This window comes from Microbacterium sp. Soil_C_42 (assembly GCF_057656735.1).
The window spans coordinates 1-26,681 of record NZ_JBDGJU010000041.1 but is presented as its reverse complement, the minus strand read 5'-3'; the positions used below and the strand labels follow the sequence as shown (position 1 = coordinate 26,681).

Here is a 26,681-nt window from a genome sequence, read left to right as displayed (position 1 = left end):
GCTCGCGGCCGACGGGCACGCTGTCACGCTGCTGGAGCGGGCGCACGAGCTCGGCGGACAGCTGCGCCTGGCCCGGCGGGTTCCGGGACGGGAGAGCGTGGGCCTGCTGGTCGACGACCTCGAGCGCGACCTCGGCGCCGACGGCGTCGACGTGCGGCTCGGCGTCGAGGCGACGGCCGAGACGGTGCGCGGGCTCGGGATCGTCGACGGCGTCGTCGACGCCACCGGTGCCGTCGCGCCGGCGACGACCTCGCTCGCGCTCGGCGGGGCCTACACCGATGGATTCCCCGCCGAGGGCACGATCGACGCATTCGCCGCCGTGTCGGGGGCGCCGCTCGGACGGCGGATCGCGGTGGTGGATGCCGACGGCACGGCGTACGCCGCCGGCATCGTGCTGACGCTGCTCGAACGCGTCGACGAGCTCGAGCTGATCACACCCTTCGAGACCCTGTTCCCGCACATCGGCGCCGGGTACGACCGGCCGCTGCTGCTCGAGCGCCTCGGCACGCACGGGGGCTTCCGCCGGAGCGTCGCGCACCGCGTGGACCGCCTCGAGGCGGGCGTCGTCGGGGTGCGCGACACGCTGACCGGGGTCGCGGCCGCGATCCGGGGCGTCGAGGCCGTGGTCGCGATCGAGCCTCGTACGTCGGTCGGGATCCCGGGCCTCGCGACGGACACCACGGCCGCGTCCTCCGGTCCCCGCGTCGTCGTGATCGGCGACGCGTTCGCGCCCCGCACGATCGACGCCGCGATCTTCGAGGCCGTCGAGCTCGCGTACGACGTCGCGGGGCTGGCGACCCTCCGCGGCTGAGGTCCGCGCGGCCGCCGGCCGCAGCATCCGTCCCCTCCCGTTCGACAGGTCAACCGGGGTTCCGCAGGAGCCCTCCCTCCCAGACGCCCCTGTCGAGGCCCGGTTGACCTGTCGAAGCCGCCTTGGACGCGGGCCCAGAGGCCCACCCCCGAACCGCCGGAAAGGCGGTGGCTACGCTGGGCGGGTGGACCCCGTCACCGCAACGCTCGTGATCCTGGCGCTCGCGGTGATCGCGTTCGTGAGCAACCGCGTGCCCATCGGGATCGTCGCGATCGGCGTCGCGCTGGCGCTCTTCTTCACCGGCGTGCTGACGCTGCCGCAGGCGCTCGCGGGGTTCGGCGACCCGACGGTGCTGTTCATCGCGGCGCTGTTCGTGGTGAGCGAGTCGCTCGACGCCACGGGCGTCACCGCGTGGGCGGGGCAGAAGGTCATCGGCCGCGCCGGGACGAAGCGGACGACCCTGCTGGTCGTGATCGCGCTGCTCGTGGCCGGGCTCACCGCCCTGATCAGCATCAACGGTGCGGTCGCCGCACTGCTGCCGCTCGTGGTGGTCGTCGCCGCTCGCGCGGGCATCGCCTCGTCGAAGCTCCTCATGCCGCTCGCGTTCGCGGCATCCGCGGGGTCGCTCATGCTGCTCACCGGCACGCCCGTCAACATCATCGTGTCGGAGTTCGCCGCGTCGGCGGGAGGTCGCGAGTTCGGGTTCTTCGAGTTCGCGCTGGTCGGCGTTCCCGTGCTCCTCGGCACGGTCGCGATCCTCCTCGTCGGCGGCGCTCTCGTGCCGGAGCGCAAGGGCGCGCTCATGCCGCTGGACCTCGTGCGGCACGCGCGCCTGCTGCGTCAGCAGTACTCGCTCACCCTCGACACCGGCGTGCTGCTCGGCCCCGAGACCGGCGTCACCGAGGTGGTCGTGGCGCCCCGGTCGCCGCTGATCGGCAAGCACGTGTGCGCCGGCATGACCACGCCCGACGGCGACCTCGTCGTGCTCGCGGCCCGTCGAGGCGACGAGCAGCTCAAGGGCACCGAGTTCGTCGTGCAGGCCGGTGACGCGCTGCTGCTGCAGGGCGCGTGGGACGACCTGACGCGGCGCACGAGCGATCCGGGTGTGCTCGTCGTCGATGACCCCGCGCAGCTGCGCCGGTCGGTCCCGCTCGGCAAGGGTGCGAAGCGCGCGATCGGCATCCTGCTGGCGATGATCCTGCTGCTCGCGACGGGGCTGGTTCCGCCCGCGGTGGCGGCGCTGCTGGCCGCGTGCGCTCTGGTGCTCACCCGCACGGTCACCGTGACGCAGGCCTACCACTCGGTCTCGTGGACCACCGTCGTGCTCATCGCCGGCATGATCCCGCTGTCGACGGCGTTCATCAGCACCGGAACCGCGGACCTCGTGGCGGACGGGATGCTGTCGTTCCTCGGCGACGCCGGGCCGCACGTTGCCCTGCTCGCGCTGTGCGGGCTGACGGTGGTGTTGGGGCAGCTCATCAGCAACACCGCGACCGTGCTCATCGTCGCGCCCATCGCGATCTCGGTCGCGCAGTCGCTCGACCTCTCGGTGCAGCCCTTCATGATGGCGCTGACCGTCGCGGGTGCGGCCGCGTTCCTGACCCCGATCGCGACGCCCGCGAACCTCATGGTGATGGAGCCCGCCGGCTACCGCTTCGGCGACTACTGGAAGCTCGGCCTGCCGCTGGCCCTGTTCTTCCTCGTGGTGGCGGTCTGGTACGTGCCGCTCGTCTGGCCGTTCTGAGGCAGTGCGACGCCCCGGCGGACCCGGGGTTCGGGTCGGCCGGGGCGTCGCGGGCGGGTCAGGCGGCCGACCAGCCGCCGTCGCTCGCGAGGTTCTGGCCGTTCACGTTGACGCCGTCATCGCTCAGCAGGAACGTGATCGACGCGGCGAGGCGGTCGGCGGCCACCGGCGGCGTCATGACGGCCATGCCGGCACGCACGCGGTCGGCGCCGAGCGGCGAGTTGAACTTCGCCTCGATGTTGGTGATCACCGCGCCCGGCGCGACGGCGTTCACGCGGATGCCGCTCGGGCCGTACATGAACGCGCTCGACTTGGTGAGCCCCACGACCGCGTGCTTCGACGCGGTGTAGGCGGCGCCGGCGGCCGAACCGCGAAGGGATGCCTCGGACGAGGTGTTCACGATCGAGCCGCCGCCCTGCGCGAGCATGGCGGGGATGACGGCGCGCATGAGCTTCATCGTGCCGGTGACGTTCACGCGGAAGACGCGATCCCAGACCGCGTCGGTGACGTCGCCGACCGGGGTCATGTCGTCCATGATCCCGGCGATGTTCGCGAGGGCGTCGATCCGATCGCCGGCCGCCTCGATGATGCGGGCCACGCCCTCGTCGTCGGTGATGTCGGCCGTCAGAGCGACGACCTCGGCGCCGGCGTGAGCGGCGACGAACTCGTCGAGGCGGTCCTGGCTGACGTCGACGGCGATCACGCGACCGCCCTCGCGCGCGACGCGCGATGCGGTGGCACGGCCGATGCCGGAGCCGGCGCCGGTGACGATGACGGTCTGGCCGGTGAAGCGGCCTGCGGTGACCTTCTCGGCCCACTCGGCTTTCGGGGTCTCGGCGGCGGTCTCGGCGGGAACGCCGTCGGGGTTGACCTGGGCGACGAGTGCATCGAGGGCGGCCTGCGGGAAGGCGCCGCCGCTCATCGCGACGAGGTTGCTGATCGGCAGGCCCGCGATAGGGGCGAGAGCCTCCGCGGTCTGGCCGCCCTGGGCGAGCAGACCGCGCAGCGCGGCGCCGCCCGCGGGGTCGTCGAGCCAGGTCTGGATGGTGGATGCTCCCGTCAGGGGGGCGGTGGTGGTGCTCATTCTCTGTCCCTTCTTCATGCAGTTCAGCGGGGCTGCGGGTCCGGGGGATGAGGATCCTTCGGGGCGGCTCCTACCGGACAACTATGTCCGGTACTAGGCTACACCCGTGCCGAGCACCGCATCCCCCCGTGCGCTCCCTCGCCAGAACCGAGGCCCCGCCGCAGCAGCCGACAACCGCAAGGCGTTGATCGCGGCTGCCCGCGAGGTCTATGCCGAAGGGGGCCTTCAAGCCCCCTTCAGCGCCGTCGCCAAGCGCGCCGGTGTCGGGCAAGGAAGCCTTTACCGTCATTTCCCCGACCGCACCGCCCTCGCCGTCGCCGTCTTCGAAGACAACGTGCGCGATCTCGAGGAGTACACCGTGCCGCCCGACCGGACGATCGACGACCTGCTCGATCGCGTGGTCGATCAGGCGGTCGTGTCGACGGCGTTCATCGAGCTCATCACCGCGGATCTCTCCGATCGCCGCGTCGCGTCGCTGGGTGCGCGGTTCCAGGCGCTCGTGGAACGTCTGGTCGCGCGTGACCGGGCCGCCGGACGCGTCGGATCCCATATCGACACCGAGGACGTGACCCTCGCGACCGGGATGCTGGCGACCGAGCTCGCCCGCGCCGACCCGGCACAGCGCCCTGCGGTCGCGCGCCGCGCGCGTGCGCTGTTCGCGGCGGCGTTCGCGCCGCGCTGATCCGGTAATAGGCTCCTGCCATGGGCCGGTTCATCTACGACACCAACGCCAACTCGGTCGACATCGACGACCGCACGCTGGCGCATCTGCGCATCGTGATGATGAACAAGCTGCGGCGGTCCGAGCCGTTCATGTTCGACGTCGAGATCGGCGACGGCAGCGGCCGGCGGAGCTTCTGGATCCACCCTTCGGTGCCGATCCAGTTCCACTTCTTCGGCAGCCGTCAGCCGCGCATCAACCGCACCTGGATCGAGAAGCTGATGCTCGCGGCGAGCGGGCCCAACGGCCTCACGATCCTGCCGGAGCCCGAGCAGGAGGATGCACCCCCACCGCCGACGGAGGGCTGAGCTCAGTCTTCGTCGTCGCCCGGCGTCACTTCCGTGCCGCCGACGGTGAGGCGCTCGACATCGAGATGGTCGACGTCGACGTTGCCGAGCGTCACGTCCTGAGAGTCACCTTCCGCCCCCAGCACCGGGACGGGACCGGTGTCGAAGTGCTCGGCGACGAGCATGATGCCGCCGGTCGAGCTGGCGGAGTTCGCGAGCTCCTCGATCCAGTCCCGGCTGAGCTCGGTGGGCTCGGGATCGTCGAACACGAACCGCAGCGGAATCGACGGATGCAGCCAGATGGTGCTGCGCCCGCGCGGCTGGTCGTCCGGATGCTTCCACGAGACCGTGAAGCTCTCGTCGCGTCGCAGCTTGGTCGCGATCACGACCTTCAGGTGCGCGAGTGCGCGGTCTTCGATATGGATCGGCATCCCGCCGCCGCCGTAGTAGATCGTGCCCACGCGCCAACAATAACGCGCGCAGAGCGCCGCGGACGCGGGTCAGAGTCGCGTCCACGCCTCCGTGAGGACGCTGCGCAGGATCTGCTCGATCTCGTCGAACTCCTTCGGCCCGATCGTGAGGGGCGGGGCGAGCTGGATGACGGGGTCGCCGCGGTCGTCGGCGCGGCAGTAGAGGCCGGCGTCGAACAGCGCCTTCGACAGGAAGCCGCGCAGCAGCCGCTCGGACTCGTCGTCGTCGAAGGTCTCCTTGGTCGCCTTGTCCTTCACCAGCTCGATGCCGAAGAAGTACCCGTCGCCGCGCACATCGCCGACGATCGGGAGGTCGGAGAGCTTCTCGAGGGTCGAGCGGAACAGCGGGGAGTTCTCGCGCACGTGCTCGTTGAGACCCTCCTCCTCGAAGATGTCGAGATTCTCGAGCGCGACGGCGGCCGAGACCGGGTGACCGCCGAAGGTGTAGCCGTGGTAGAACGCGCGGTCGCCGTGGGCGAAGGGCTCGTAGATCTTGTCGCTCACGATGGTGGCCCCGATCGGCGAGTAGCCGCTGGTCATCGCCTTCGCGCACGTGATCATGTCGGGGACGTAGCCGTACGCATCGCACGCGAACATGTGCCCGATGCGGCCGAAGGCGCAGATGACCTCGTCCGACACGAGCAGCACGTCGTACTTGTCGCAGATCTGGCGCACGCGCTGGAAGTATCCGGGAGGCGGCGGGAAGCAGCCGCCCGAGTTCTGCACGGGCTCGAGGAAGACGGCGGCGACGGTGTCGGGACCTTCGAAGAGGATCATCTCCTCGATGCGGTCCGCGGCCCAGACGCCGAACTCCTCGAGGCTGCCGGACGGCGCACCCATGTCGTCGGCGCGGTAGAAGTTGGTGTTCGGCACGCGGAAGCCGCCCGGGGTCACCGGCTCGAACATCGACTTCATGGCGGGGATGCCGGTGATCGCCAGCGCACCCTGGGGTGTGCCGTGGTAGGCCACCGAGCGTGAGATCACCTTGTGCTTGGTGGGCTGGCCCTGGATCTTCCAGTAGTACTTCGCGAGCTTGAAGGCGGTCTCGACGGCCTCGCCGCCGCCGGTGGAGAAGAACACCTTGTTGAGGTCGCCGGGCGCGTAGTCGGCGAGGCGGTCCGCGAGCTCGATCGCGGCGGGGTGCGCGTACGACCAGATCGGGAAGAAGGCGAGCTGCTCGGCCTGCTTCGCGGCGACCTCGGCGAGGCGCTTGCGGCCGTGGCCCGCGGCGACGACGAACAGTCCGGCGAGCCCGTCGATGTACTGCTTGCCCTGCGAGTCCCAGATGTGGTGGCCCTCGCCCTTGACGATGATGGGCACCCCCGGTCCGTCGGTCATCACCGACTGGCGGGCGAAATGCATCCACAGGTGGTCTTTGGCCATCTGCTGCAGCTCGGCTTCACTCCTCGCGGAGCGATTGGTGCGGGCCTGGGACTCGGTCGTGATCGACATGTGGGGCCTTCCGTCGGACTGCTCCCACGCTACTCGCGTGCCTCGCGCGCCGACATGCGACGTTTCGTCCGGTTCGGATGCCGCACTCGCCGGTCCGTCCGGACGCTCGGGCCCGCGGCATCCATCCCTTCCGCGCACAGAATCGGATCCGCTCCTGCGGACCGCAGGGCGACGCGCCGCGAAGCGGCGGCCGCCGCCAGCGTGTCGGGGGTCGTCTCCGCAGGTGCGGATCCGACGCTGTGCTCGCTCAGGTGGAGCCGCGCTCGATCAGCCGGGTGGGCAGCACGATCGGCGTCGGGGAGAGGGGATTGCCGGCCGCGGCATCGGTGAGGGCCGTCACGGCGGCCGCGGCCATCTCTCGGATCGGCTGCCGCACGGTCGTCAGGGGCGGAGTCAGCCACCGCGCGCCGCGCAGATCGTCGAAGCCCACGACGAGCACGTCGTCGGGGATGCGGCGCCCGGTCGCCGCAGCTGCGGCGTACACACCGGCCGCCATCTCATCGGTGCACGCGAAGACCCCGAGCCGTTCGCCGGCGCGCAGGCCGCGCAGCAGGGGGAGCGCCGCCTCGCGCGCGGCCGCTCCGCCCCAATCCGCCTGCACGGCGGTGAGGTCGGCACCGGGGGCGGCCAGGCGCAGCCCTTCGCGAAAGCCCGCGTTCCGCGCCCGGCCGTAGCGGTACGGCGGCGATCCGAGCACGATCGCGAACCGCGTCGCGCCGCGCTCCGCGAGGTGGGTCGCCGCCCCGAACGCGCCGTCGCGGTCGGTCGTGTGCACGCTGGTGAGCCCTCGGGAGCTCTCGGCCTGCGGATCCATCAGCACGACCGGGATCTCCGCATCCGTGATCACGGCCAATTGCGACGCGGTCGGCGAGATGAGCCCGAGCACCACGCCGGCCGAGCCGCGCCGGCGGATGCGCATGGGCCAGTCGTCGTCGGGCGTGTCGCGCTCCTCGGTGAGCACGAGGTCGTAGCCCGCGGCGGCGGCGGCGCTGCGCGCGCCGGCGGTCACCTCGTCGGAGTAGGCGTTGTGGTACGAGCCGAGCACGAGGTCGACGAGGCGGGCCGTGCCGGCGGGGCGCCCACCGGCCGACGGATCGCGGCTGTAACCCAGCGCACGCGCCGCGGCCAGCACGCGGCGCCGCGTCGCAGGAGCCAGGTCGCCGCGGCCCGACAGCGCCCTCGACGCGGTGCCGACGCTCACTCCGGCTTCGGTCGCGACATCGACGAGGGTCATTCGGGCTGGCACTCGATCAGTTTTGCGCAAGATCCTCGACCGAGGCCAGAGCCGATGGCATCGTCGGTTCCGGAAAGGGCCACCACGATGACGACGACGACATCTCCGCTGCGGATCGCGCTGATCGGCACCGGCTTCATGGGCCGCATGCACACGCAGGCCTGGCGCACCGCGCCGCACTTCTTCGACCTCCCGCTTGCGCCGCAGCGGGTGCTGCTCGTCGGGCATCGCCCCGACGCCACGGCCGAGGCCGCCGCGCGCTGGGAGTGGCCCGAACACGGCATCGACTGGCGCGAAGCCATCGAGCGCGACGACATCGACGCGATCGACATCTGCACCCCCGGCGACACCCACTCCGAGATCGCGCTCGCGGCGCTCGCCGCCGGCAAGCACGTGCTGTGCGAGAAGCCCCTCGCGAACTCGGTCGCCGAAGCGCAGGAGATGACGGATGCCGCGGCTGCCGCATCCGTTCAGCACGGCGCCGTCGCGATGTGCGGCTTCAGCTACCGCCGCACGCCGGCGCTCGCGCTCGCCCGCCGGCTCATCGAGGAGGGGCGCATCGGCGAGATCCGGCACGTGCGCGCGCAGTACCTGCAGGACTGGCTGAGCGACCCGGACTCGCCCCACACGTGGCGGCTCGACCGCGACCGCGCGGGCTCCGGCGCCCTCGGCGACATCGGCGCGCACAGCATCGACACCGCGCAGTGGCTCGCCGGTCAGCACATCGAGGCGGTGTCGGCCACCATGCGCACGTTCGTCACATCCCGGCCCCGGCGCTCGGCGGTGGAGGGGCTCGGCGGCGTCGCCGCCGACACGTCCGACCGGCTGCCGGTGACCGTCGACGACGCCGCGGCGTTCACGGCGCGCTTCGACGGCGGCGCGCTCGGCGTCTTCGAGGCGACGCGGATGGCGACAGGCCGGCGCAACGCCAACCGCATCGAGATCAACGGCGACCGCGGCGCGATCGCCTTCGACTTCGAGCGCATGAACGAGCTCGAGGTGTACGACGCCGCGGCCGATGCCGCGCAGGGCTTCCGGCGCGTGCAGGTGACTGAGGCGCAGCATCCGTATGCCGGAGCATGGTGGCCCGCCGGGCACGGGCTCGGCTACGAGCACCTGTTCGCGCACCAGGCCGTCGACTTCGTGCGCGCGGTCGCCGGCGAGATCGCGGTGTCGCCGAGCTTCGCCGACGCCGCCCAGGTGCAGCGCGTGCTCGCCGCCGTCGAGCAGAGCGCCGCGCACGACAGCATCCTCACGCCGGTGGCACCGACCGCGTTTCGACTCGCAAGCTCGCTCAACGAGCGGGATGAAGAAGGGACCCCCGCATGACCCGCACCGCCCTCGTCGTCCGCGGCGGATGGGACGGCCACCGTCCGGTCGAGGCGACCGACCTCTTCCTGCCGTTCCTGCGCGACAGCGGGTTCGACGTCACCGTCGAAGACGACCCCGAGGTCTACGCCGACGCCGACCGCATGGCGGCCACCGATCTCGTGCTGCAGTCCGTGACCATGTCGCAGGCGTCGCACGAGGCGATCCGGGGCCTTCGCGACGCCGTCGCCGCAGGCACCGGCCTCGCCGGATGGCACGGCGGCATCGCCGACTCGTTCCGCGCGAGCTCGGACTACCTGCAGCTCGTCGGCGGCCAGTTCGCGACGCACCCCTCCAAGCACCCCGACGAGGTGCACGGCGACCAGACCGACAACTACCTCGACTACACGGTCGAGATCACCGACCTCGGTCGCGCGCACGACATCATGGCCGGCATCGACGACTTCACGCTCACCACCGAGCAGTACTGGGTGCTGCACGACGACCTCATCGATGTGCTGGCGACGACGACGCACCCCGTGCAGCCGTATCACCCGTGGCACCGCCCCATCGTCTCGCCGGCGGTCTGGACGCGGGACTGGGGCCAGGGTCGCGTGTTCGTGGCCACGCCCGGTCACTCTCCCGACGTGCTGCAGGACGCGAACGTCCGCACGATCATCGAACGGGGGCTGCTGTGGGCCGCGCGGTGACCGACATCGGGATCGTCGGGCTCGGCGTCATCTCCCGCCAGTACCTGGACACCCTGCTCCCGGCGTCGAGTGCGCGCATCGCGGCCGTCGCCGACCTCGACTTCCCGCGTGCCGAGGCGGCCGCCGAGGCGATCCCGGGCTGCCGGGCGCTCACGACCGCCGAGCTGCTCGCGGATCCCGGCATCCGCACGGTCCTCAACCTCACGATCCCGGCCGCGCACGCCGAGGTCGCGCTCGCCGCCATCGCGCACGGCAAGGACGTCTACGGCGAGAAGCCGCTCGCGGCGACCTTCGCGGACGCTGCGCGGATGATGGATGCCGCGTCCGCCGCGGGCGTCCGCGTCGGCGGCGCGCCCGACACGGTGCTCGGCACCGGCGTGCAGACCGCGCGGGCCGCGATCGACGGCGGGCGCATCGGGCGGCCCGTGTCGGCGTCGGCGATGTGGGTCTCTGCCGGCCACGAGTCGTGGCATCCGCAGCCCGACTTCTACTACCGCGAGGGCGGCGGGCCGCTCCTGGACATGGGGCCGTACTACGTGACGTCGCTCGTTCAGCTGCTCGGGCCCGTGACCGCGGTGTCGGGCGCCGGATCGCGGTCGCGCGACGTGCGCGTGATCGGCTCGGGCCCGCGCGCGGGCGAGAGCGTGCCGGTCGAGGTGGACACGCACCTCACCGGCATCCTGCACCACGCGGCGGGTGCGATCTCGACCGTCACGATGAGCTTCGACGGCGTCCGCTCCACGGCGGCGCCCATCGAGGTGCACGGCGTCGACGGGTCGCTCATCGTGCCCGACCCGAACAACTTCGCCGGCGACGTGCAGCTGCATGCGCGCGGCGGGTCGTGGGAGACGCTCCAGCCCTCCGCCGGGTACGTCGACTGCGGACGCGGGATCGGGCTGCTGGACCTCGTCGCGGGCGAGGGCCGTGCGAGCGGGGCGATGGCCCTCCACGTGCTCGAGATCATGACGGCGCTCGCCGCCTCCGCGGCCTCGGGCGTGCGCGAGCCGCTGACGACGACGGTCGAGCGTCCTGCGCTCGTGCCGTTGACACCCGCCGAGGCGTGGCGGAGCCTCTGAGGCCGAACCTGCGCGGCGGGTCGCGGCATCCGTCCTCCTCCCTGCGTGCTTCAACAGGTCAACCGGGGTTCTGCAGGAGCGAAGTGCGAGCTTTCGTCCTGTGGAGGGCCGGTTGACCTGTCGAGCGGGGGCGGATTGCGGACGTCAACCCAGACGAAGTGCCCGAGTGCTGCACGCACTCGGGGCCTTTCTTTCAACGGGGGTCGGGGACCAGGGCCGAGACCGTGGCCGTCGCCACTCGAGGCTCGTCAGCGGTGGTCGCGTGCACGTGTCCGACGAGGTCGATCCGGGTCTCGGTGTCGCGTTCGGCGCACGAGCCTCCCACCCACAGATCGATGGCGCCGGGCTCCACGATCCGGTGGCCTTCTCGTCCGGTGAACGCCAGCCGCGAGGTCGGCACGGAGAACGTGACGGTCGCCGACTCCCCGGGCGCCAGGGAGACCCGCTGGTACGCGAGCAGCTGCGCGACGGGGCGGGTGACCGAGCCGACGACGTCCCGGGCGTAGAGCTGCACGACATCGGTGCCTGCGCGATCGCCCACGTTCGACAGCCGCACCTGCGCGGTGATCGTGCCGTCGGTGGCGGCATCCGAAGCGGTGAGATCCTCTCGGGCGAACGAGGTGTACGTCAGCCCGAAGCCGAACGGCCTCGCCGGCGTGTTGTCGGCGCTCGTGATGTCGGTCGGGCCCCCGAGCCTCGGGTGCAGGTACGAGTACGGCTGGGCGCCCGCGGACCGGGGCAGCGAGACAGGCAGGCGGCCGGACGGCTCGGCAGCGCCCGAGATGATCCGCGCGATCGCGGGTCCGCCTTCCTCTCCCGGGAAGAATGCCTGCAGCACCGCCGCGGCAGCGGTGCTGCCGTCGAGCATCCAGCCGACCGCGTACGGGCGTCCCGAGACGATCACCACGACGGTCGGGGTCCCCGTGGCGACCACGGCCTCGACGAGCCGGCGCTGCACACCGGGAAGCTCCAGATCATCCACGTCGTTGCCCTCGCCGACGGTGCCGCGTCCGAACAGACCGGCGCGGTCGCCCACGACGACAATCGCGACCTCGGCCTCCGCCGCCGAGCGGGCGGCGGCGGCGATGCCGCGCTCGTCGTCGCCTTCGACGTCGCAGCCACGTTCGAGCACGATGTCCGCATCCCGCAACTCCGCGCGCAGCGACTCCGCGACGGTCGGGATCTCGAAGCCCAGGGGCGTGCCGGGGTGGTGCGCCAGCACGTGATTGGCGAACGAGTAGCAGCCCATGAGCGACTCCGCGGCGTCGGCGTTGGGGCCGATCAGCGCGATTCTGCGCGGCGCCGACAGTGGGAGCACGCCGTCGTTGCCGAGGAGGACCACCGACTCCTCGGCCGTCCTGCGAGCGAGGTCGCGAAGCTCCGGGCCGTCGAGCTCCACCCGTGTCGGCGGCGACGAGAAGTCCTCGTCGAGGAGGCCGAGCTCCTCCTTCTGCGAGAGCACGCGGAGCACCGCCCGGTCCACATCGGCGCGTCCCTGAGCGCTCGAGCCGAGGAGCGCCCGCAGCGGCGCGACGAACGCGTCGCCCGTGGGCAGCTCGACGTCGATCCCCGCGCGCAGCGCCAGCAGCGCCGCCTCGCCGAGATCGGCTGCGATCCCGTGCAGCGCGTGGAGGAATGCGACCGAGAAGTAGTCGGCCACGACGGTGCCGTCGAACCCCCACTCGTCGCGCAGGAGCGCGGTGAGCAGTTCGGGGTTCGAGGCGACGGGAACACCGTCGATCTCGGCGTAGGAGTTCATCACCGACCGCACCCCGCCGTCGCGGACCGCCATCTCGAACGGCGGGAGCACGACGTCCTGCAGCCGGCGGCGCCCCATGTGCACGGGCGCGTGGTTGCGGCCGGCCTGCGATGCGGAATAGCCCGCGAAGTGCTTCAGGGTGGCGTGCACCCCGGCCGATTGCAGTCCCTTGACGTACGCGGTGCCGATCGTGCCGACGACGTACGGGTCCTCCGAGATGCATTCGTCGACACGACCCCATCGCGGGTCCATGATCACGTCGAGCACCGGCGCGAGGCCCTGGTGTATTCCGAGCTCCGCCATGGAGCGGCCGATCGCCGCGCCGAGCTGCTCGGTGAGCTCGGGGTCGAAGGCAGCGCCCCAGGCCAGCGGCGTCGGGAAGGTGGCCGCCTTCCACGCGGCGAGTCCCGTGAGGCACTCCTCGTGGACGATGGCAGGGATCCCGAGGCGGGTCTGCGCGCGAAGTCGCCGCTGCTCGGCCCAGAGCCACCCGGCGCGGGCGACCGGGTCCACCGGCCGCGTGCCGTACACGCGGGTGAGGTGCCCGATGCCGTTCGCGGTGGCGTCTTCGTAGCGCGTCGAGGTCACCATCTCTCCGGCCATCGGCGCGACGACCTCGTCTCCCTGGTCGACCCAGTACCCGACGAGCTGGGCGAGCTTCTCGTCGAGGGTCATCTGTGCGTGCAGCGCGAGCACGCGCTCCGAGACGGAGCGCAGTCCGTTGTCGCTCATCCCTTGACCGCTCCCGTCAGGCCGCCGACGATCCGCCGCTCGAAGAGGCTGAAGAACGCCAGTGCGGGGATCATCGACAGCGAGGTGAACGCCAGCACTTTCGCGGTGTCGACGGAGTACTGCGAAGAGAACGCCTGCACGCCGAGGGGGAGCGTGAAGTTCGCGTTGTCGTTGAGGAGGTAGAGCGGGAGCAGGTAGCTGTTCCAGCTCGCGATGAACGCGAGGATCCCCACGGTGATGACCCCGGGCACGGCGAGGGGGACCACCATGCGCCAGAAGAAGCCGAGGCGGCTGCAGCCGTCGATGAAGGCCGCCTCCTGGATCTCGTCGGGGATGGCCCGCAGGAACGGCACCAGGATGATGATCGTCGTCGGCAAGGCGAAGGCGATTTGCGGGAGGATGACGCCGGCCAGTGTGTTGATGAGACCCATGTCGCGTACCACGATGTACAGCGGCGTGATCGCGACGGTGATGGGGAACATGAGCCCGGCGGCGAAGAGCGCGTAGAGGGCGCCGCGCCCGCGGAAGTGATAGCGGGCGAGGACGTAGCTGGCCATGAGGCCCAGCACGATGACTCCGCCCGTGGTGACCACGGCGACGATGGTCGAGTTGAGCACCAGCGTCCAGAACGTGCTCTCGGTGAGCACGTCGAGGTAGTTCGTGAACACCCACGGGTCGGGCAGGCCCGCCGGGTTCGTCGTGATCTGCGAGTTCGAGCGGAAGCCGCCGAGGATGATGTAGATCACCGGCCCGAGCATCAGCGCGACCACGACGAGTGCGACGAAGTAGACGGCGGGGGTGCCGGCCCGCATGCGCTGACGCCGCGGGGCGTGCGGTGGCGTGGTCGCGACAGCGTCGGTCGCGACGGAGACGGCGGTCATCCGTCGTTCCTTTCGGTGAGTGCTCCCGCGGTGTCGCGGCGCAGGACGAAGCGCTGGTAGACGAGCGCGACGACGAGGGAGATGACGAAGATGACGACGGCGACGGCATTGCCGTAGCCGAAGTTGCCGGCGTTGCGGCCGTTGGCGACCATGTACGTCGCCATCGTCGAGGTGCCGGCGACGGGTGCCACGTACTGGCCCCAGATGATGTAGACGAGGTCGAACAGCTGGAGTGCGCCGATGATCGACAGGAACGCCCAGATGCGCAGCGTCGGGCCGAGCAGCGGGATCGTGATGCGCCGCTGGATCTGCCAGTAGCTCGCGCCGTCGATGGCGGCCGCCTCGTAAAGCTCCTCGGGGATGCCCTGCAGACCGGCGAGGAAGAGGATGACGGCGAAGCCGACATACTTCCACGTGAGAATCGCCATGAGCGTCCAGATCGCGATGCCGGGGTCGGCGAGCCAGTCACGGGTCAACTGGTCGAGGCCGAGATTCTCCAGCAGACCGTTGAGCGCACCGTTGGTGGCGAGCATGAGACTGAAGCCGGTGCCGACGACGACCTCCGCGATCACGTACGGGACGAAGATGAGCACCCGGATGATCGACTGCCCGCGCATCTTGCGGTTGAGCAGGAGCGCCAGCAGCAGTGCCACCGGTCCCTGCAGGATGAGCGACATCACGACGATGAAGCCGTTGTGACCCAGCGCCTCTTGGAAGTCGGGGTCGGTGAGGATCGTGACGTAGTTCTTGAGGCCGATGAAGTCGGTCGGCGGGCCGTAGCCGTGCCAGTCGAAGAAGCCGTAGTACGCCGCCATGATCACGGGGAAGATCACGAAGCCGACGAAGAAGATCAGTGCGGGTCCGACCAGCACGGCGATCTCCAGGCGGCCCGACCATCCGATCCCGCGGCGTCGGCGGCGCGGCGATGCCGGGGGCGGCGGCGTGTCGCCACCGCCCCCGGTGCGCTCCGCGCGATCCGTCTCCGGGCGATCGTCCGTACTCGGTGTCGCGCTCTTGTGCATGCGGGGTGTTCCTTATCCCTTCGCGCCGGCCGAGTTGGCCGCAGCGATCATCTCGTCGGGCGTGCTCTGTCCGGCGAGCATGTCGACGACCGCCACGTTGAGTGCGTTGCCGACGTTCTGCCCGAGCACCGTGTCGAGCCACTGCGAGACGAACGGGGCCGCGTTGTAGGCCTCGAGGATCTGCTGCAAGTAGGGCTCGGTGACCTCGGCCTGTGCGGCCTGGTTCACGGGCGGCGAGTTGAACGCCTTGTAGTACGCGGTCTGCTGGTCGTCGGACGCGACGAAGTTGAGGAAGTCGACGCACTCCTTGGGTGCCTTCGCGGAGCACGAGTAGCCGTCGACGCCACCCATCATCGAGCCGGGCTCGCCCTTGCCGCCGGGCACCTCGGGGAAGGGATACCATGCCAGGTCCGCAAGCGGCTTCTCGTCCGGCGTCAGCGAGGCGATCACACCCGGGTCCCACGCGCCCATCAGCTCGCCACCGGCCTGGTGGTTCGCGACGAGGCCGGCCGAGCTGCCGGCGCCCTGCTGGGCGGAGGTGGTGAGGAAGCCGTCGTTGAACGGCTCCGTGGCGGCGAAATCGGCGAGGTCCTCGGCGGCCTTCAGCCAGCACGGGTCGCTGAAGTCCTTCGAGTCGCCGGTCTCCTCGACCGTCTTCGGGGCGCACTCGCGCAGCGCGAACCAGTAGAACCAGTGCGCCGCCGGCCAGGCGTCCTTCGCGCCGAGGGCGAGCGGCGCCACGCCGGTCGCCTTCAGCTTGTCGTTCGCGGCGACGAGCTCGTCGATGGTCGTCGGGGTCTCGGTGACGCCGGCAGCGGTGTACAGGTCCTGGCTGTAGAAGATGCCGCCCGGCAGCACCGAGAGAGGCATCGCCCACACCTTGTCCTGGTAGGTCTCGGCCTTGAACGAGCCCTCGGAGATGTTCTCCTTCGCCTCGCCCTCGATCTTCCCCGTCAGGTCCATCAGCTGACCCGCCTGGACCATCGCGGCCATCTTGCCGCCGCCGCGCTGCAGGAAGATGTCCGGAGGGTCGCCCGCGTTGAGCGAGGTCTGCAGCTTGCCGTCCATGTCCTCGTTCTGGATCGACTGCATCTTGATCGTGACGCCGGGGTTCTCCTTCTCGAACGCGGCGATGGCGTCCTTCCAGAACTGCTGCCCCGGGCCTGTCGTCGAGTTCTGCCACAGCGTCATCTCCACGTCGCCGTCGCTGCTGCCGCCGCCGCCGGCGCAGCCGGCGAGCGCGAGCGCGCCGACGATGAGTGCCGCGGAACCCGCGAGGATCCTCTTGCGCATCATGTGATTCCCGTCTCTTCTTCGAGGAGCACCTCTGCGGCGAGGTGCTGGTGGTCGACGCGATCCGGTCGCGTACCGCCCGGCGTGCAGACCAGGCGAGAAAAGTCTGTTTTGACAACAAATGACTGTCAAACGTTTTCAATAACGGTTTCAAGGCCGTTATGATTTCGAGACATGACCCGCCGTCCCACGATCACCGACGTCGCCGCCGCCGCCGGCGTCTCGGTCGCCACCGTCTCGAAGGCGGTGAACGGGCGCTATGGAGTGGCCAGCGAGACCGTCGACAAGGTCCTCGCCGTCGTGGCCGAGCTCGGGTACGAGTCGAGCCTCATCGCCAGCAGCATGCGATCGCGCAAGACGGGTGTGATCGGCGTGCTGGTCGCGGACTTCGAGCCCTTCAGCGCCGAGGTCCTGAAGGGCGTCGGCGAGGCGCTGCGCGAATCCCGGTACGACCTGCTCGCCTACTCAGGGTCACATGGTGCCGCGGAGGGATGGGAGCGACGGTCGCTGTCACGCCTCAGCGGCACACTCATCGACGGCGCCATCATCGTCACCCCGACCGTCGTGAACGTCGGCGCTGAGGTGCCGGTCGTCGCCATCGACCCGCATACGGGTCCCGCCGATCTGCCGACCGTCGAATGCGACAGTTTCGGAGGTGCGCTGCAGGCGACGCGCTACCTCATCGAGCTCGGCCACTCGCGCATCGGCTTCATCGCGGGTCGTCCAGACTTGCGCTCGTCGATCGCCCGCGACGCCGGCTATCGGCGCGCACTCGCGGACGCGGGCATCCCCCTCGATCCGGCGTTGGTCGGCTCGGGGAGCTACCAGCAGGGCGCCGTCCGCGTGGCCGTACTCGAGATGCTCCGCCGATCCGACCGGCCGACCGCTGTCTTCGCCGCCAACGACATCTCGGGTCTGGAGATCGTCAGGGTGGCGTCCGAGCTCGGCATCGACGTCCCCCGCGACCTCTCGGTGATCGGCTTCGACGACGTCCCCGAGGCATCCAAGTCCACGCCCGCGCTGTCGACGGTGCGCCAGCCCATGCAGGTGCTCGGCGCCGAGGCCGTCGGCATGCTCCTGGAGCTGATGGAGGGGAACACGCCCGCCGTCACGCATGTCAAGCTGCCGACGCGTCTCGTGCCCCGGGACACCACTGCCCCGCCGGCGTGAATCAGCTCCGAGCTGCGCCGCCAGGATCCCGGAGCAGCTCGGCGAAGGCGGCCTCGGCGGCTCCGATGAGGAGGCGATCCTCGGCCAGTGATGCGACACGTATGAGGAGATGCTCGCTGGTCGCCGACATCGTCTGCTCCTGGACCATGGTCCCGAGTCCCGGCACATCGACCGCGGCGATCGTCGCGAGGAAGCCGCCGAGCACGACCACAGAGGGGTTCAGCGCGTTGACGGCGTTGGCGAGCGCCGTCGAGAGGATGCGGCGCTGTCGCGCGACCTCCTCGGCCGCGGTCGGGCCCGCCGCCGACACAGCCGCAGCGAGCGTCGGCTCGTCCGCCGCGTGAAGTCCGACGGCGGCGAGCAGCCGGGCTCGGCTGACCTCGTCCTCGAGCACGCCGTCGCCGGCGCGACGGTCGGTGGCCGACGCGATGCCGGGGCGATTCTGCCCGAACTCGCCGGTGTAGCCGCCCGCGCCGAGGAGCGGCTTGCCGTGCACGATGAGGCCGCCGCCGATGCCGCTCGCGCCGCCGTTGAGGTACACGACGTCATCGAACCCGGCCGCGGCGCCGTAGAGGTGCTCGGCGATCGCCCCCAGCGTCGCATCGTTGCCGACGACGGTCGGCAGGCCGGTGGCCTCGGCGACGAGGTCACGAACCGGCGCGTCCACCCAGCGCAGGTGGGGCGCGTTGCGGACGAGCCCGTCCGCCGCCCGCACGAGCCCCGGCACGGCGAGGCCGACGCCGACGATGCGTGCGTGTGCGAGTTCGCCGGCGCGCCACGTCTCGACGCGCTCCGCGATGAGCCGTGCCGTCTCTTCCGGAGACAGCAGGCGGTCGAGTTCGATGCGATCGCGGACCGGGATGCCGCGGTCCAGGCCGACGGCGGCGATCGTGAGCGCGTCGACCTCGGGGTTCGCGGCGATCGCCATCACACGTGCGTCGGCGGCGACCACCGGGGAGGGGCGCCCCACCCGCCGGGATGGATCGGGCGCGCGTTCCACGACCAGCCCTTCGCGCGCCAGCTCGGCCACGAGGTCCGCGATCGTCGATCGATTGAGCCCCGTGGCCTCGGTCAGTCGCGCGCGGGAGAGCGGTCCTTCGAGGTGCACCAGGCGCAGCAGCCGGGCCAGGTTGCGCTGACGCACGCCCTCGGCGGCCGTTGGATCGCTCACCGTCTCACTGTAGAGGGAGGCGGGGCGGCGTCCCGGGGTTTGTTGCGGGGGGCGTCAAACCGCCGGCGTCCCACGCCCGGGAGATCAGGCTGATGGCCGCTGGGCGCCGGCCGGTGAGATCGTGTCGACCGCCACGGCGAAGTCGAGGGTCTGGAGCACTTCGACAGCCCGGTCGTAGCGAGGGCCGGCGAGGACGACGAAAACGGCTCCCACGACGTCGATGAAGCCTGCGGTCGCTCCACGGGTGCGGACCTCGTAACGATCGATGTCGATGCGCTCCCACCGGACGGGGGAGTCCTCGGGCGCCGGTGGCTCGGGGTGTCGCGGCGGCATCTCCTTCAGTGATGGGATGACGCGCGATCGCAGCGCACTGCGCCTCGCGGGTGAGGACGGCCTCTCGAGCACCATAGGAGACTCCTCTCGTCGCGCCCCGTCCTCCGCCTGGCGTGCAGTGTCCGCTCAGGGGTGTGACGCAGGTGGGAAAGGCCGACCGGGGACTGACATCGGCGTCGACGCGAACCGGATCGCGTTCCCGAGATCATTGTCCTCCCGGTTCGCCGGGGGCCGTGTTAATGCCCGGTGAACTTCCTGTCACAACCGGACATCCCACCCCTGCCGGCGACGCTCGGCTGAACAACCGCCCGAGAAGGTCGGAGCGTGGTGGACGCAGCATCCATTCTGGTATAGGTTGTCGGCAGCAACATTTATCGCGAAGGAGCGTCATGCCCACCCCCACCCGCGCCGACAAGTTCTCGTTCGGTCTCTGGACCATCGGCTACAACGGCACCGACCCCTTCGGCGGACCGACCCGCAATCACCTCGACGTCGTCCACGCCGTCGAGAAGCTCGCCGAGCTCGGCGCGTACGGACTCACCTTCCACGACGACGACCTGTTCGCCTTCGGATCGACGGATGCCCAGCGCCAGACGCAGATCGACCGCCTCAAGGGCGCGCTCGCCGACACCGGCCTGATCGTCCCGATGGTCACCACGAACCTGTTCTCGGCCCCCGTCTTCAAGGACGGCGGCTTCACGTCGAACGACCGGGACGTCCGCCGCTTCGCGCTGCGCAAGGTGTTCCGCCAGCTCGACCTCGGTGCCGAGCTCGGCGCCAAGACGTTCGTCATGTGGGGCGGCCGCGAGGGCGCCGAGTACGACTCCGCCAAGGACATCCGCGCCGCGCTCGAGCGCTACCGCGAGGCCGTCAACCTCCTCGGCGACTACGTGACCGACAAGGGCTACGACATCCGCTTCGCCATCGAGCCCAAGCCGAACGAGCCCCGCGGCGACATCCTGCTGCCCACGCTCGGGCACGCGATCGCGTTCATCGACTCGCTCGAGCGCCCCGAGCTCGTCGGCCTCAACCCCGAGGTCGGCCACGAGCAGATGGCGGGCCTGAACTTCGCCGCCGGCATCGCGCAGGCGCTGTTCCACGGCAAGCTCTTCCACATCGACCTCAACGGCCAGCGCGGCATCAAGTACGACCAGGACCTCGTGTTCGGCCACGGCGACCTGCACAACGCGTTCGCGCTCGTCGACCTGCTCGAGAACGGCGGCCCCGGCGGCGTGCCCGCGTACGACGGCCCGCGCCACTTCGACTACAAGCCCTCCCGCACCGAGGACGAGACCGGCGTCTGGGACTCGGCCGCCGCGAACATGCGCACCTACCTGCTGCTCAAGGAGCGCGCCGCGGCCTTCCGCGCCGACCCCGAGGTGCAGGAGGCGCTCGCGGCCGCGAAGGTCGACGAGCTGTCGGTTCCGACGCTCAACCCCGGCGAGACGTACGACGACTTCCTCGCCGACCGCTCGGCCTACGAGGACTTCGACGCCGACGCGTACCTCGGGGGCAAGGGCTTCGGCTTCGTCCGCCTGCAGCAGCTCGCGACCGAGCACCTGCTCGGCGCCCGCGGCTGACGTCATCCCACACCGACCGCGACTTCCCGATCTGCCCGTCTCGATCGTGAGAAGACAGTCGCGGGACGAGACCCTGGGTGAAGCCCAGGGTCTCGTCCCTCATCTGTCACCTCACGATCTGGGGTCGGCGCCGTCGGAGCGCGATCGAACAGCGTGAAGGAGCGCACATGAGCCTCGTCATGGGGGTCGATTCGTCGACGCAGTCCTGCAAGGTCGTGATCGTGGATGCTGCGACCCAGGCGGTCGTCAGGCAGGGGCGCGCGTCGCACCCGGACGGCACCTCGGTCGACCCCGAGGCGTGGTGGAGCGCGCTGCAGGAGGCGATCGCCGATGCCGGAGGGATCGACGACGTCCAGGCCTGGGCGATCGGCGGGCAGCAGCACGGCATGGTGGCGCTCGACGCCGAGGGCCGGGTCGTCCGCGACGCGCTGCTGTGGAACGACACCCGCTCGGCACAGGCCGCGGCCGACCTCACGGCGCAGTTCGGCGCCGACGAGCTCGCGCGGCGCACGGGCCTCGTGCCCGTGGCATCCTTCACGATCACGAAGCTCCGCTGGCTGCGCGACCACGAGCCCGAGAACGCGGCACGTGTGGCCGCCGTCGCCCTGCCGCACGACTGGCTGACCTGGCGGCTGCGCGGGTTCGGACCGGAGGGCGGGTCGCCGCGCGGCGCCGAGCTCGGCGAACTCGTCACCGACCGCTCCGACGCCTCGGGCACGGGCTACTGGAACCCCGCCACCGGCGGGTACGACCACGAGCTGCTCATCGCCGCCCTCGGCCACGACGCCGCGCTGCCGCGCGTACTCGGACCCGCCGAATGGGTGACGGATGCCGCGGGCCGCCGTGTCGGCGGCGGCGCCGGCGACAACGCGGGCGCCGCCCTCGGGCTCGGCGCCGGTCCCGGAGACGTGGTCGTGTCGATCGGCACCAGCGGAACCGTGTTCGCGGTGAGCGAGGAGCGCACGATCGACCCCTCCGGCACGGTCGCGGGCTTCGCCGACTGCACGGGCCGGTTCCTGCCGCTCGTCGCGACGCTCAACGCGGCGCGCGTGCTCGACGCGATCGGGCGCGTGCTCGGCGTCGACCACGCCGAGCTGTCGCGGCTGGCTCTGTCCGCCCAGCCGGGCGCAGCGGGCCTGACGCTGGTGCCCTACTTCGAAGGCGAGCGCACCCCGAACCTCCCCGACGCCACCGCCTCGCTCACCGGCATGACGCTGGCCTCGACGACGCGCGAGAACCTCGCGCGGGCCGCGGTCGAGGGGATGCTCTCGGGGCTCGCCGCCGGGCTCGAAGCCCTCCGTGCACTCGGCGTGCCGCTCGAGCGCGCGCTGCTCGTCGGCGGTGGCGCGCAGTCCACGGCGGTGCGCGCGATCGCGCCCCTCGTGCTGGGCCTGCCGGTCGAGGTGCCCGAGCCCGGAGAGTACGTGGCTCTCGGCGCCGCGCGGCAGGCAGCATCCGTCCTCCCCTCCTGAGCTCTCCCGCTCTCGCGGGCGCGTCCGGGCTCTCCCACGCCCCGTCCATGTCCGGACTTCGCAGGTTCGGCGGCCCACGGCGATGGGAATCCCGGACTCCGGCTCGCGGGGAGTCTTTGCGGATCAGGCGAGATTCTCCGCGAAGTCCGGACTTCGCAGATTCGCGGGCCTGAGACTCTGCGATTCCCGGACCTCGCGGCTACCGGGCCCGAGATTCTCCGCGAAGTCCGGACTTCGCAGATTCGTGGGCCTGAGACTCTGCGATTCCCGGACCTCGCGGGTTCCGGGCCCGAGATTCTCCGCGAAGTCCGGGCTTCGCAGATTCGCGGGCCTGAGACTCTGCGATTCCCGGACCTCGCGGCTCCCGGGGCAACGGGCAGAGAAGGCGTCCCGGCAGGACCGGACCCGCGCGGGCTGAATCGTGCAGGTGCGCCCGGCGGGAATGGGGAGAACTGCCGATGTATCGCCGGGGGCGGCATCCGTATCTTCCCTGTATGGATGCTGCGACGCTCGCCGGTGCGGTCTCGACCGTGCTGTTCGCCGCGGCCAACCTGCCGATGGTGGTGAAGGCCGTGCGCTCCGGCGACCTGCGCTCGTACAGCCTCAGCGCGCTCCTGATGGGCAACGTCGGCAATGCGGTCTACACCGTCTACGTGCTGAGTCTGCTGTGCGGGCCGGGGTGGATCCTGCACGGCGTCTCCCTCCCGACGATGTTGACCATGCTCGTGCTGCACGGGGTGTCCGTGCACGCGCATCGGAGTCGCGCGGCGACGACCGGACACGGCGCGATGACGGCGGTAGCATTCGGGCATGGCGGACACGGTCGCCGTGCTCGAACAGGCGCGGGCGGCATACCGGTCCGGTGACTGGGAGGCGGCGCGGGAGGCGTTCGAGGGGGCCCGCCGCGACGCCGCGGCCACCGGTGCCGACCTGCGCGCGCTCGCGTCGTGCGAGTGGTGGCTCGGGCGACAGGACGCCTGTCTCGGGCGCCTCGAGTCGGCCTTCCGTGTGCTCTCCGACGAGGGCGACGCGATGGGCGCGGCCGAAGCGGCGCTCGTCGTCGCGCTCGTACGCCTGATCCGCGCCGAGATCACGGTCGGCACCGCGTGGGTGCGGCGCGCGCGGCGGATCCTCGCCGGTCTTCCTGACGGCCGTGGGCACGCGTACGAGGTGTATCTCACGGTGAGCATGGACCTCGACGGCACCGGCGCGCTGTGGCCGGCCGAGAGCGTGTCGCGCATGCGCGAGCTGGCCGACGCGCTGCGCCAGCCCGCGGTGTCCGCGTTGAGCGCGGTCGTGGCCGGGATGCACGCGATCCGGGCGGGGCGCACGGCCGAGGGATTCGCGCAGCTCGACGAGGCGATGCTCTGCGTCGTGTCGGACGAACTCGAGCCGGAATGGGCGGGCGACGTGCTGTGCACCACCATCCACGTGTGCCACGAGCTCGCCGATTTCCGCCGCATGGCCGACTGGACCCGCGCGACCGAGGCCTGGTGCGCCGCACGCGGCGCGCACGTCCTCTACGCCGGCGTCTGCCGCGTGCACCGACTCGAGCTCCAGTCCGCGAGCGGGGAATGGGATGCTGCGGAAGCGGCGCTCGAGCGCGCGTGCGAGGACCTCGGATCCGATCATCCCTGGATCGCCGGTGAGGGATGGAACCAGCTCGGCGAGATCCGGCGGCTCCGGGGGGACGCCGCCGGAGCACGCGAGGCCTACCGCCGTGCGAGTGAGGCGGGCATCGACCCGGTCCCCGGAGAGGCGCTGCTGGTGCTCGCGGAGGGCGACACCGAGCGGGCCGCGGCGATGATCGCCGCCGCGCTCGAGCAGCGCGACCGCATGGGCCGCGCGCGGCTGCTGCGCCCGGGGATCGAGATCGCCCTCGCGGACGGGCGGCCCCGGGAGGCCGAGCACCTGCTCGACGAGCTCGAGGGCGACGCGCGCGCCTTCGGCAGCGACGGGTTCCACGCGTGGGCGGCTCACGGGCGCGGGATGATCCTGATCCAGGCGGGCGATGCCGCGGGCGCGGTCGGCCGGCTGCACGCCGCCCTCGATCTCTTCCGGCGCTTGGGCCAGCCCTGGGAGCAGGCGAACGTGCTCTGCTGGCTCGCCACCGCCCATGAGCTCCGCGGGGAGCCGGCGCTGGCCGCGCAGCTGCGGGAGCAGGCGGGCGCGATCTTCGGGCGCCTCGGCGCGCCACCGGTGATCGTGCGATCCGCGGCAGCCGACGGCGGCGGCCCGCTGACAGCCAGGGAGCGCGAGATCGTCGAGCTCGTCGCACAGGGCAGGGCCAACAGGCAGATCGCCGACGAGCTCTTCATCAGCGAGAAGACCGTGAGCCGGCATCTCGCGAACATCTACGTGAAGCTCGACGTCGGCTCGCGCACCGCCGCCGCCGCATGGTGGCGCGAATACGCGGGGAAGCGCGTCCGGTGATGGCCTCTGCATCGAATGGTGCAGACGCACCAGCCGGATCTGCGCGGTTCTGCCGACGCGGCGGCTCCCTCACGCTCCCTAGCGTCGGGGTCAGGCAATACACGGAGCACTCGCGAAGGAGAACAAGATGTCCATGACGACCACCGAGTCCGAGGCGAAGAACGCGACCGCGGCCTTCGCCGACCGGATCCTGGATGCCACGCTCGGCTGGATGGACCTCATGGCCGTCCACCTCGGCTCGCAGCTCGGCTGGTACGCCGAGCTGTCGCAGGCCGACGGCCTCACCGCCGACGAGCTCGCCGAGCGCACGCGCACCGACCCCCGGTACGCGCGCGAGTGGCTCGAGCAGCAGTCCGCGACCGGAATCCTGCACGCCGATGAGGCCGCTGATCCCGCCGCTCGGCGGTTCCGCCTCGCGCCGGGTGTCGCCGAGGTGCTGCTCGACCGGGGGAGTCTGTCGTACCTCGAACCGCTCGCTCGCATGGCGGCGGCCTCGGGGACCCAGATCGACGCCCTCCTCGACGCCTACCGCATCGGCGGCGGCGTCAGCTGGGAACAGCTCGGCCGGCACGCCCGCGAGGCGCAGGCCGACATGAACCGGCCGTGGTTCGACGATCTGCCCGGCCTCTTCGCGGGGATCGACCGGCTCGATGCCGTGCTCCGGCGCCCTGATGCCCGCATCGCAGACCTGGGCTCCGGCGGCGGCTGGTCCTCGATCGCCCTGGCGAAGGCGTACCCGCAGCTGCGCGTGGTCGGCCTCGACATCGACGAGGCCTCCGTCGAGGCGGCCCGGCAGAACGCCGCTGAAGCCGGGGTCGCCGACCGCGTCGAGTTCCTGCTGTGCGACGCGGCGCTCGTCGCCGGGTACGGCCCGTTCGACGCCGTCTTCGCGTTCGAGTGCCTGCATGACATGCCGCATCCCGTGGAGGTGCTCTCGGCGGCGCGCGGTGCGGTGAGCCACGACGGCATGGTCGTCATCATGGATGAGGCCACCGAGGAACGCTTCGCCGCGAACGCGAGCGAGGTCGAACGACTGCTCTACGGGTTCAGCCTCTTCGTCTGCCTGCCCGACGGTCGCTCGCACACCCCGAGCGCCGGCACCGGCACGGTGATGCGCCCCTCGACCCTGCGCGGCTACGCGCGTTCGGCGGGGTGGTCGGACATCCGGGTGCTGGTCCCCGAGTTCGGCCTCTGGCGCTTCTACGAGATCGTCTGACCCGGGCGGCCCCTCGCGAGCTCTTCGCGGCGGGGCTTCCGGGATCGCGATCCCGCGGCCTTCCGAACCGTTTGCAGGACCGCTCCGGATGCCGCGCGCCTCGGCCACCGCGGCAACGCGGCGTTGGTCGCGCTCGCCGCGGCCGGTCCTGAGAACGGTCGGGGCCATGGGACACAATGGGCGCATGGCCGACGCCGACGAACAGCTCGACGCGATCGCCGCGGAGCTGTACGCCCTCCCGCCGGCGGAGTTCACGGCCGCCCGCAACGCCCGTGCCGGGCTCGCGGCGCCGGCGCTCGCGAAGCGGCTCAAGACGCTGCGCAAGCCCACCGTGTCGGCGTGGGCGGTCAACCTGCTCGCCGGCGACGGGCAGCTCGCCGACGCGGTGGAGCTGTCGACAGCCCTCCGCGAAGCACAGGACGACCTCGACGCCGCCGAGCTGGCGCGCCTCGGCCGCCAGCGGCGTCAGCTGGTCGGCGCCCTCGCCAAGCAGGCGGTGGGGCTCGCCGAACAGGCAGGGGGCACCCTGAGCGCGGCCGCGCGCGACGACGTCGAGAAGACGATCAATGCGGCGGTGATGGATGCCTCGGCCGCGGCCGCCGTCCTCACGGCCCGGCTCGTCAAGCCCCTGGAGGCGGGCGACATCGACCCGGCCGCGCTCGCCGACGCCGTGGGCGGGTCGCTCCCCGGAGCCGTCGCCGCGCCCCCGCGCGACGATCTCG

The 26,681-nt window shown here is 71.3% G+C and carries 21 protein-coding genes and 3 pseudogenes; 14 read left to right on the top strand and 10 right to left on the bottom strand.

Annotated elements, in window-relative coordinates:
- A pseudogene (locus AC3A46_RS17095) lies at window positions 1-811 on the top strand (NAD(P)-binding protein); the annotation flags it as partial.
- A gap of 184 nt (window positions 812-995) precedes the next feature.
- Window positions 996-2,555 (top strand): SLC13 family permease, encoded by a 1,560-nt coding sequence (locus AC3A46_RS17090; protein WP_487666278.1) that lies wholly within the window; start codon window positions 996-998, stop codon window positions 2,553-2,555.
- Window positions 2,556-2,613: 58 nt separating this feature from the next.
- Here AC3A46_RS17090 and AC3A46_RS17085 read toward each other — a convergent pair whose 3' ends face one another.
- Window positions 2,614-3,639 carry an SDR family NAD(P)-dependent oxidoreductase gene (locus AC3A46_RS17085; protein ID WP_487666277.1) on the bottom strand — a complete coding sequence of 342 codons (1,026 nt, stop codon included), beginning with the start codon at window positions 3,637-3,639 and terminating at the stop codon, window positions 2,614-2,616.
- Between the two features lie 106 nt (window positions 3,640-3,745).
- Here AC3A46_RS17085 and AC3A46_RS17080 point away from each other — a divergent pair, with 106 nt between their 5' ends.
- Entirely contained in the window at window positions 3,746-4,321 is a 576-nt protein-coding gene (locus tag AC3A46_RS17080) for a TetR family transcriptional regulator (protein ID WP_487666276.1), read from the top strand.
- Window positions 4,322-4,341: 20 nt separating this feature from the next.
- Window positions 4,342-4,668, top strand: a complete 327-nt coding sequence (locus tag AC3A46_RS17075; RefSeq protein WP_487666275.1) for a DUF7882 family protein — start codon at window positions 4,342-4,344, stop codon at window positions 4,666-4,668.
- Between the two features lie 137 nt (window positions 4,669-4,805).
- Here the strand turns inward: AC3A46_RS17075 and AC3A46_RS17070 are convergent.
- The 3 genes and pseudogenes from AC3A46_RS17070 to AC3A46_RS17060 all read right to left on the bottom strand — a co-directional run.
- A pseudogene (locus AC3A46_RS17070) lies at window positions 4,806-5,108 on the bottom strand (DUF7882 family protein); the annotation flags it as partial.
- A gap of 39 nt (window positions 5,109-5,147) precedes the next feature.
- Window positions 5,148-6,569 (bottom strand): aspartate aminotransferase family protein, encoded by a 1,422-nt coding sequence (locus AC3A46_RS17065; protein ID WP_487666274.1) that lies wholly within the window; start codon window positions 6,567-6,569, stop codon window positions 5,148-5,150.
- 247 nt (window positions 6,570-6,816) lie between these two features.
- Window positions 6,817-7,803: a LacI family DNA-binding transcriptional regulator gene (locus AC3A46_RS17060; RefSeq protein ID WP_487666273.1), complete on the bottom strand. Its 987-nt coding sequence runs from the start codon at window positions 7,801-7,803 to the stop codon at window positions 6,817-6,819.
- An 87-nt stretch (window positions 7,804-7,890) separates the two neighbouring features.
- Here AC3A46_RS17060 and AC3A46_RS17055 point away from each other — a divergent pair, with 87 nt between their 5' ends.
- The 3 genes from AC3A46_RS17055 to AC3A46_RS17045 are packed head-to-tail and all read left to right on the top strand — an operon-like array spanning window position 7,891 to window position 10,897.
- Window positions 7,891-9,132 (top strand): Gfo/Idh/MocA family protein, encoded by a 1,242-nt coding sequence (locus AC3A46_RS17055; RefSeq protein WP_487666272.1) that lies wholly within the window; start codon window positions 7,891-7,893, stop codon window positions 9,130-9,132.
- Window positions 9,129-9,821 (top strand): ThuA domain-containing protein, encoded by a 693-nt coding sequence (locus AC3A46_RS17050; RefSeq protein WP_487666271.1) that lies wholly within the window; start codon window positions 9,129-9,131, stop codon window positions 9,819-9,821. Before AC3A46_RS17055 ends, AC3A46_RS17050 begins: the two co-directional genes overlap by 4 nt.
- Window positions 9,818-10,897 carry a Gfo/Idh/MocA family protein gene (locus AC3A46_RS17045; protein WP_487666270.1) on the top strand — a complete coding sequence of 360 codons (1,080 nt, stop codon included), beginning with the start codon at window positions 9,818-9,820 and terminating at the stop codon, window positions 10,895-10,897. The genes AC3A46_RS17050 and AC3A46_RS17045 overlap by 4 nt, the downstream gene beginning before the upstream one ends.
- A gap of 193 nt (window positions 10,898-11,090) precedes the next feature.
- Here the strand turns inward: AC3A46_RS17045 and AC3A46_RS17040 are convergent, their stop codons facing one another.
- The 4 genes from AC3A46_RS17040 to AC3A46_RS17025 are packed head-to-tail and all read right to left on the bottom strand — an operon-like array spanning window position 11,091 to window position 16,587.
- Window positions 11,091-13,388, bottom strand: coding sequence for a beta-xylosidase/alpha-l-arabinosidase (locus AC3A46_RS17040; protein WP_487666269.1), 2,298 nt, complete (start codon window positions 13,386-13,388; stop codon window positions 11,091-11,093).
- Window positions 13,385-14,269, bottom strand: coding sequence for a carbohydrate ABC transporter permease (locus tag AC3A46_RS17035; protein ID WP_487666268.1), 885 nt, complete (start codon window positions 14,267-14,269; stop codon window positions 13,385-13,387). Before AC3A46_RS17035 ends, AC3A46_RS17040 begins: the two co-directional genes overlap by 4 nt.
- The gene (locus tag AC3A46_RS17030) at window positions 14,266-15,291 is read right to left on the bottom strand and encodes a carbohydrate ABC transporter permease (RefSeq protein ID WP_487666267.1); all 1,026 of its coding nucleotides are present in this window, start codon (window positions 15,289-15,291) and stop codon (window positions 14,266-14,268) included. Before AC3A46_RS17030 ends, AC3A46_RS17035 begins: the two co-directional genes overlap by 4 nt.
- Before the next feature lie 12 nt (window positions 15,292-15,303).
- A complete protein-coding gene (locus AC3A46_RS17025; protein WP_487666266.1) occupies window positions 15,304-16,587 on the bottom strand; it encodes an ABC transporter substrate-binding protein in 1,284 nt (427 codons plus the stop codon).
- A gap of 171 nt (window positions 16,588-16,758) precedes the next feature.
- On the opposite strand from AC3A46_RS17025, the gene AC3A46_RS17020 reads away from it, so the two are divergent.
- Window positions 16,759-17,754, top strand: a complete 996-nt coding sequence (locus tag AC3A46_RS17020) for a LacI family DNA-binding transcriptional regulator (protein ID WP_487666265.1) — start codon at window positions 16,759-16,761, stop codon at window positions 17,752-17,754.
- Between the two features lies 1 nt (window position 17,755).
- Here the strand turns inward: AC3A46_RS17020 and AC3A46_RS17015 are convergent, their stop codons facing one another.
- On the bottom strand, window positions 17,756-18,925 hold the full coding sequence (locus AC3A46_RS17015) for an ROK family protein (protein ID WP_487666264.1): 1,170 nt from the start codon (window positions 18,923-18,925) through the stop codon (window positions 17,756-17,758).
- 84 nt (window positions 18,926-19,009) lie between these two features.
- A complete protein-coding gene (locus AC3A46_RS17010) occupies window positions 19,010-19,258 on the bottom strand; it encodes a hypothetical protein (protein ID WP_487666263.1) in 249 nt (82 codons plus the stop codon).
- 389 nt (window positions 19,259-19,647) lie between these two features.
- On the opposite strand from AC3A46_RS17010, the gene xylA reads away from it, so the two are divergent.
- The 6 genes and pseudogenes from xylA to AC3A46_RS16980 all read left to right on the top strand — a co-directional run.
- Complete coding sequence (gene xylA / locus AC3A46_RS17005; RefSeq protein ID WP_487666262.1) at window positions 19,648-20,838, top strand: xylose isomerase; 1,191 nt, start codon at window positions 19,648-19,650, stop codon at window positions 20,836-20,838.
- Between the two features lie 167 nt (window positions 20,839-21,005).
- Window positions 21,006-22,310: a xylulokinase gene (gene xylB, locus AC3A46_RS17000; RefSeq protein ID WP_487666261.1), complete on the top strand. Its 1,305-nt coding sequence runs from the start codon at window positions 21,006-21,008 to the stop codon at window positions 22,308-22,310.
- A gap of 494 nt (window positions 22,311-22,804) precedes the next feature.
- Window positions 22,805-23,176: a hypothetical protein gene (locus AC3A46_RS16995; RefSeq protein ID WP_487666260.1), complete on the top strand. Its 372-nt coding sequence runs from the start codon at window positions 22,805-22,807 to the stop codon at window positions 23,174-23,176.
- Window positions 23,121-24,743, top strand: coding sequence for a LuxR C-terminal-related transcriptional regulator (locus AC3A46_RS16990; RefSeq protein WP_487666259.1), 1,623 nt, complete (start codon window positions 23,121-23,123; stop codon window positions 24,741-24,743). Before AC3A46_RS16995 ends, AC3A46_RS16990 begins: the two co-directional genes overlap by 56 nt.
- A 127-nt stretch (window positions 24,744-24,870) precedes the next feature.
- Window positions 24,871-25,959, top strand: a complete 1,089-nt coding sequence (locus tag AC3A46_RS16985) for an SAM-dependent methyltransferase (RefSeq protein ID WP_487666258.1) — start codon at window positions 24,871-24,873, stop codon at window positions 25,957-25,959.
- A 184-nt stretch (window positions 25,960-26,143) separates the two neighbouring features.
- Window positions 26,144-26,681 (top strand): annotated as a pseudogene (locus AC3A46_RS16980) (transposase); the annotation flags it as partial.

Bases quoted from the DNA above. Each gene is read 5' to 3' on its own strand.
- AC3A46_RS17025 (WP_487666266.1), bottom strand. From the start codon at position 16,587: ATGATGCGCAAGAGGATCCTCGCGGGTTCCGCGGCACTCATCGTCGGC.
- AC3A46_RS16995 (WP_487666260.1), top strand. From the start codon at position 22,805: ATGGATGCTGCGACGCTCGCCGGTGCGGTCTCGACCGTGCTGTTCGCC.
- AC3A46_RS17035 (WP_487666268.1), bottom strand. From the start codon at position 14,269: ATGACCGCCGTCTCCGTCGCGACCGACGCTGTCGCGACCACGCCACCG.
- AC3A46_RS16990 (WP_487666259.1), top strand. From the start codon at position 23,121: ATGGCGGACACGGTCGCCGTGCTCGAACAGGCGCGGGCGGCATACCGG.
- AC3A46_RS17040 (WP_487666269.1), bottom strand. From the start codon at position 13,388: ATGAGCGACAACGGACTGCGCTCCGTCTCGGAGCGCGTGCTCGCGCTG.
- AC3A46_RS17030 (WP_487666267.1), bottom strand. From the start codon at position 15,291: ATGCACAAGAGCGCGACACCGAGTACGGACGATCGCCCGGAGACGGAT.
- xylA (WP_487666262.1), top strand. From the start codon at position 19,648: ATGCCCACCCCCACCCGCGCCGACAAGTTCTCGTTCGGTCTCTGGACC.
- xylB (WP_487666261.1), top strand. From the start codon at position 21,006: ATGAGCCTCGTCATGGGGGTCGATTCGTCGACGCAGTCCTGCAAGGTC.
- AC3A46_RS17065 (WP_487666274.1), bottom strand. From the start codon at position 6,569: ATGTCGATCACGACCGAGTCCCAGGCCCGCACCAATCGCTCCGCGAGG.
- AC3A46_RS17050 (WP_487666271.1), top strand. From the start codon at position 9,129: ATGACCCGCACCGCCCTCGTCGTCCGCGGCGGATGGGACGGCCACCGT.
- AC3A46_RS17060 (WP_487666273.1), bottom strand. From the start codon at position 7,803: ATGACCCTCGTCGATGTCGCGACCGAAGCCGGAGTGAGCGTCGGCACC.
- AC3A46_RS17010 (WP_487666263.1), bottom strand. From the start codon at position 19,258: ATGCCGCCGCGACACCCCGAGCCACCGGCGCCCGAGGACTCCCCCGTC.
- AC3A46_RS17075 (WP_487666275.1), top strand. From the start codon at position 4,342: ATGGGCCGGTTCATCTACGACACCAACGCCAACTCGGTCGACATCGAC.
- AC3A46_RS16985 (WP_487666258.1), top strand. From the start codon at position 24,871: ATGTCCATGACGACCACCGAGTCCGAGGCGAAGAACGCGACCGCGGCC.
- AC3A46_RS17055 (WP_487666272.1), top strand. From the start codon at position 7,891: ATGACGACGACGACATCTCCGCTGCGGATCGCGCTGATCGGCACCGGC.
- AC3A46_RS17085 (WP_487666277.1), bottom strand. From the start codon at position 3,639: ATGAGCACCACCACCGCCCCCCTGACGGGAGCATCCACCATCCAGACC.
- AC3A46_RS17020 (WP_487666265.1), top strand. From the start codon at position 16,759: ATGACCCGCCGTCCCACGATCACCGACGTCGCCGCCGCCGCCGGCGTC.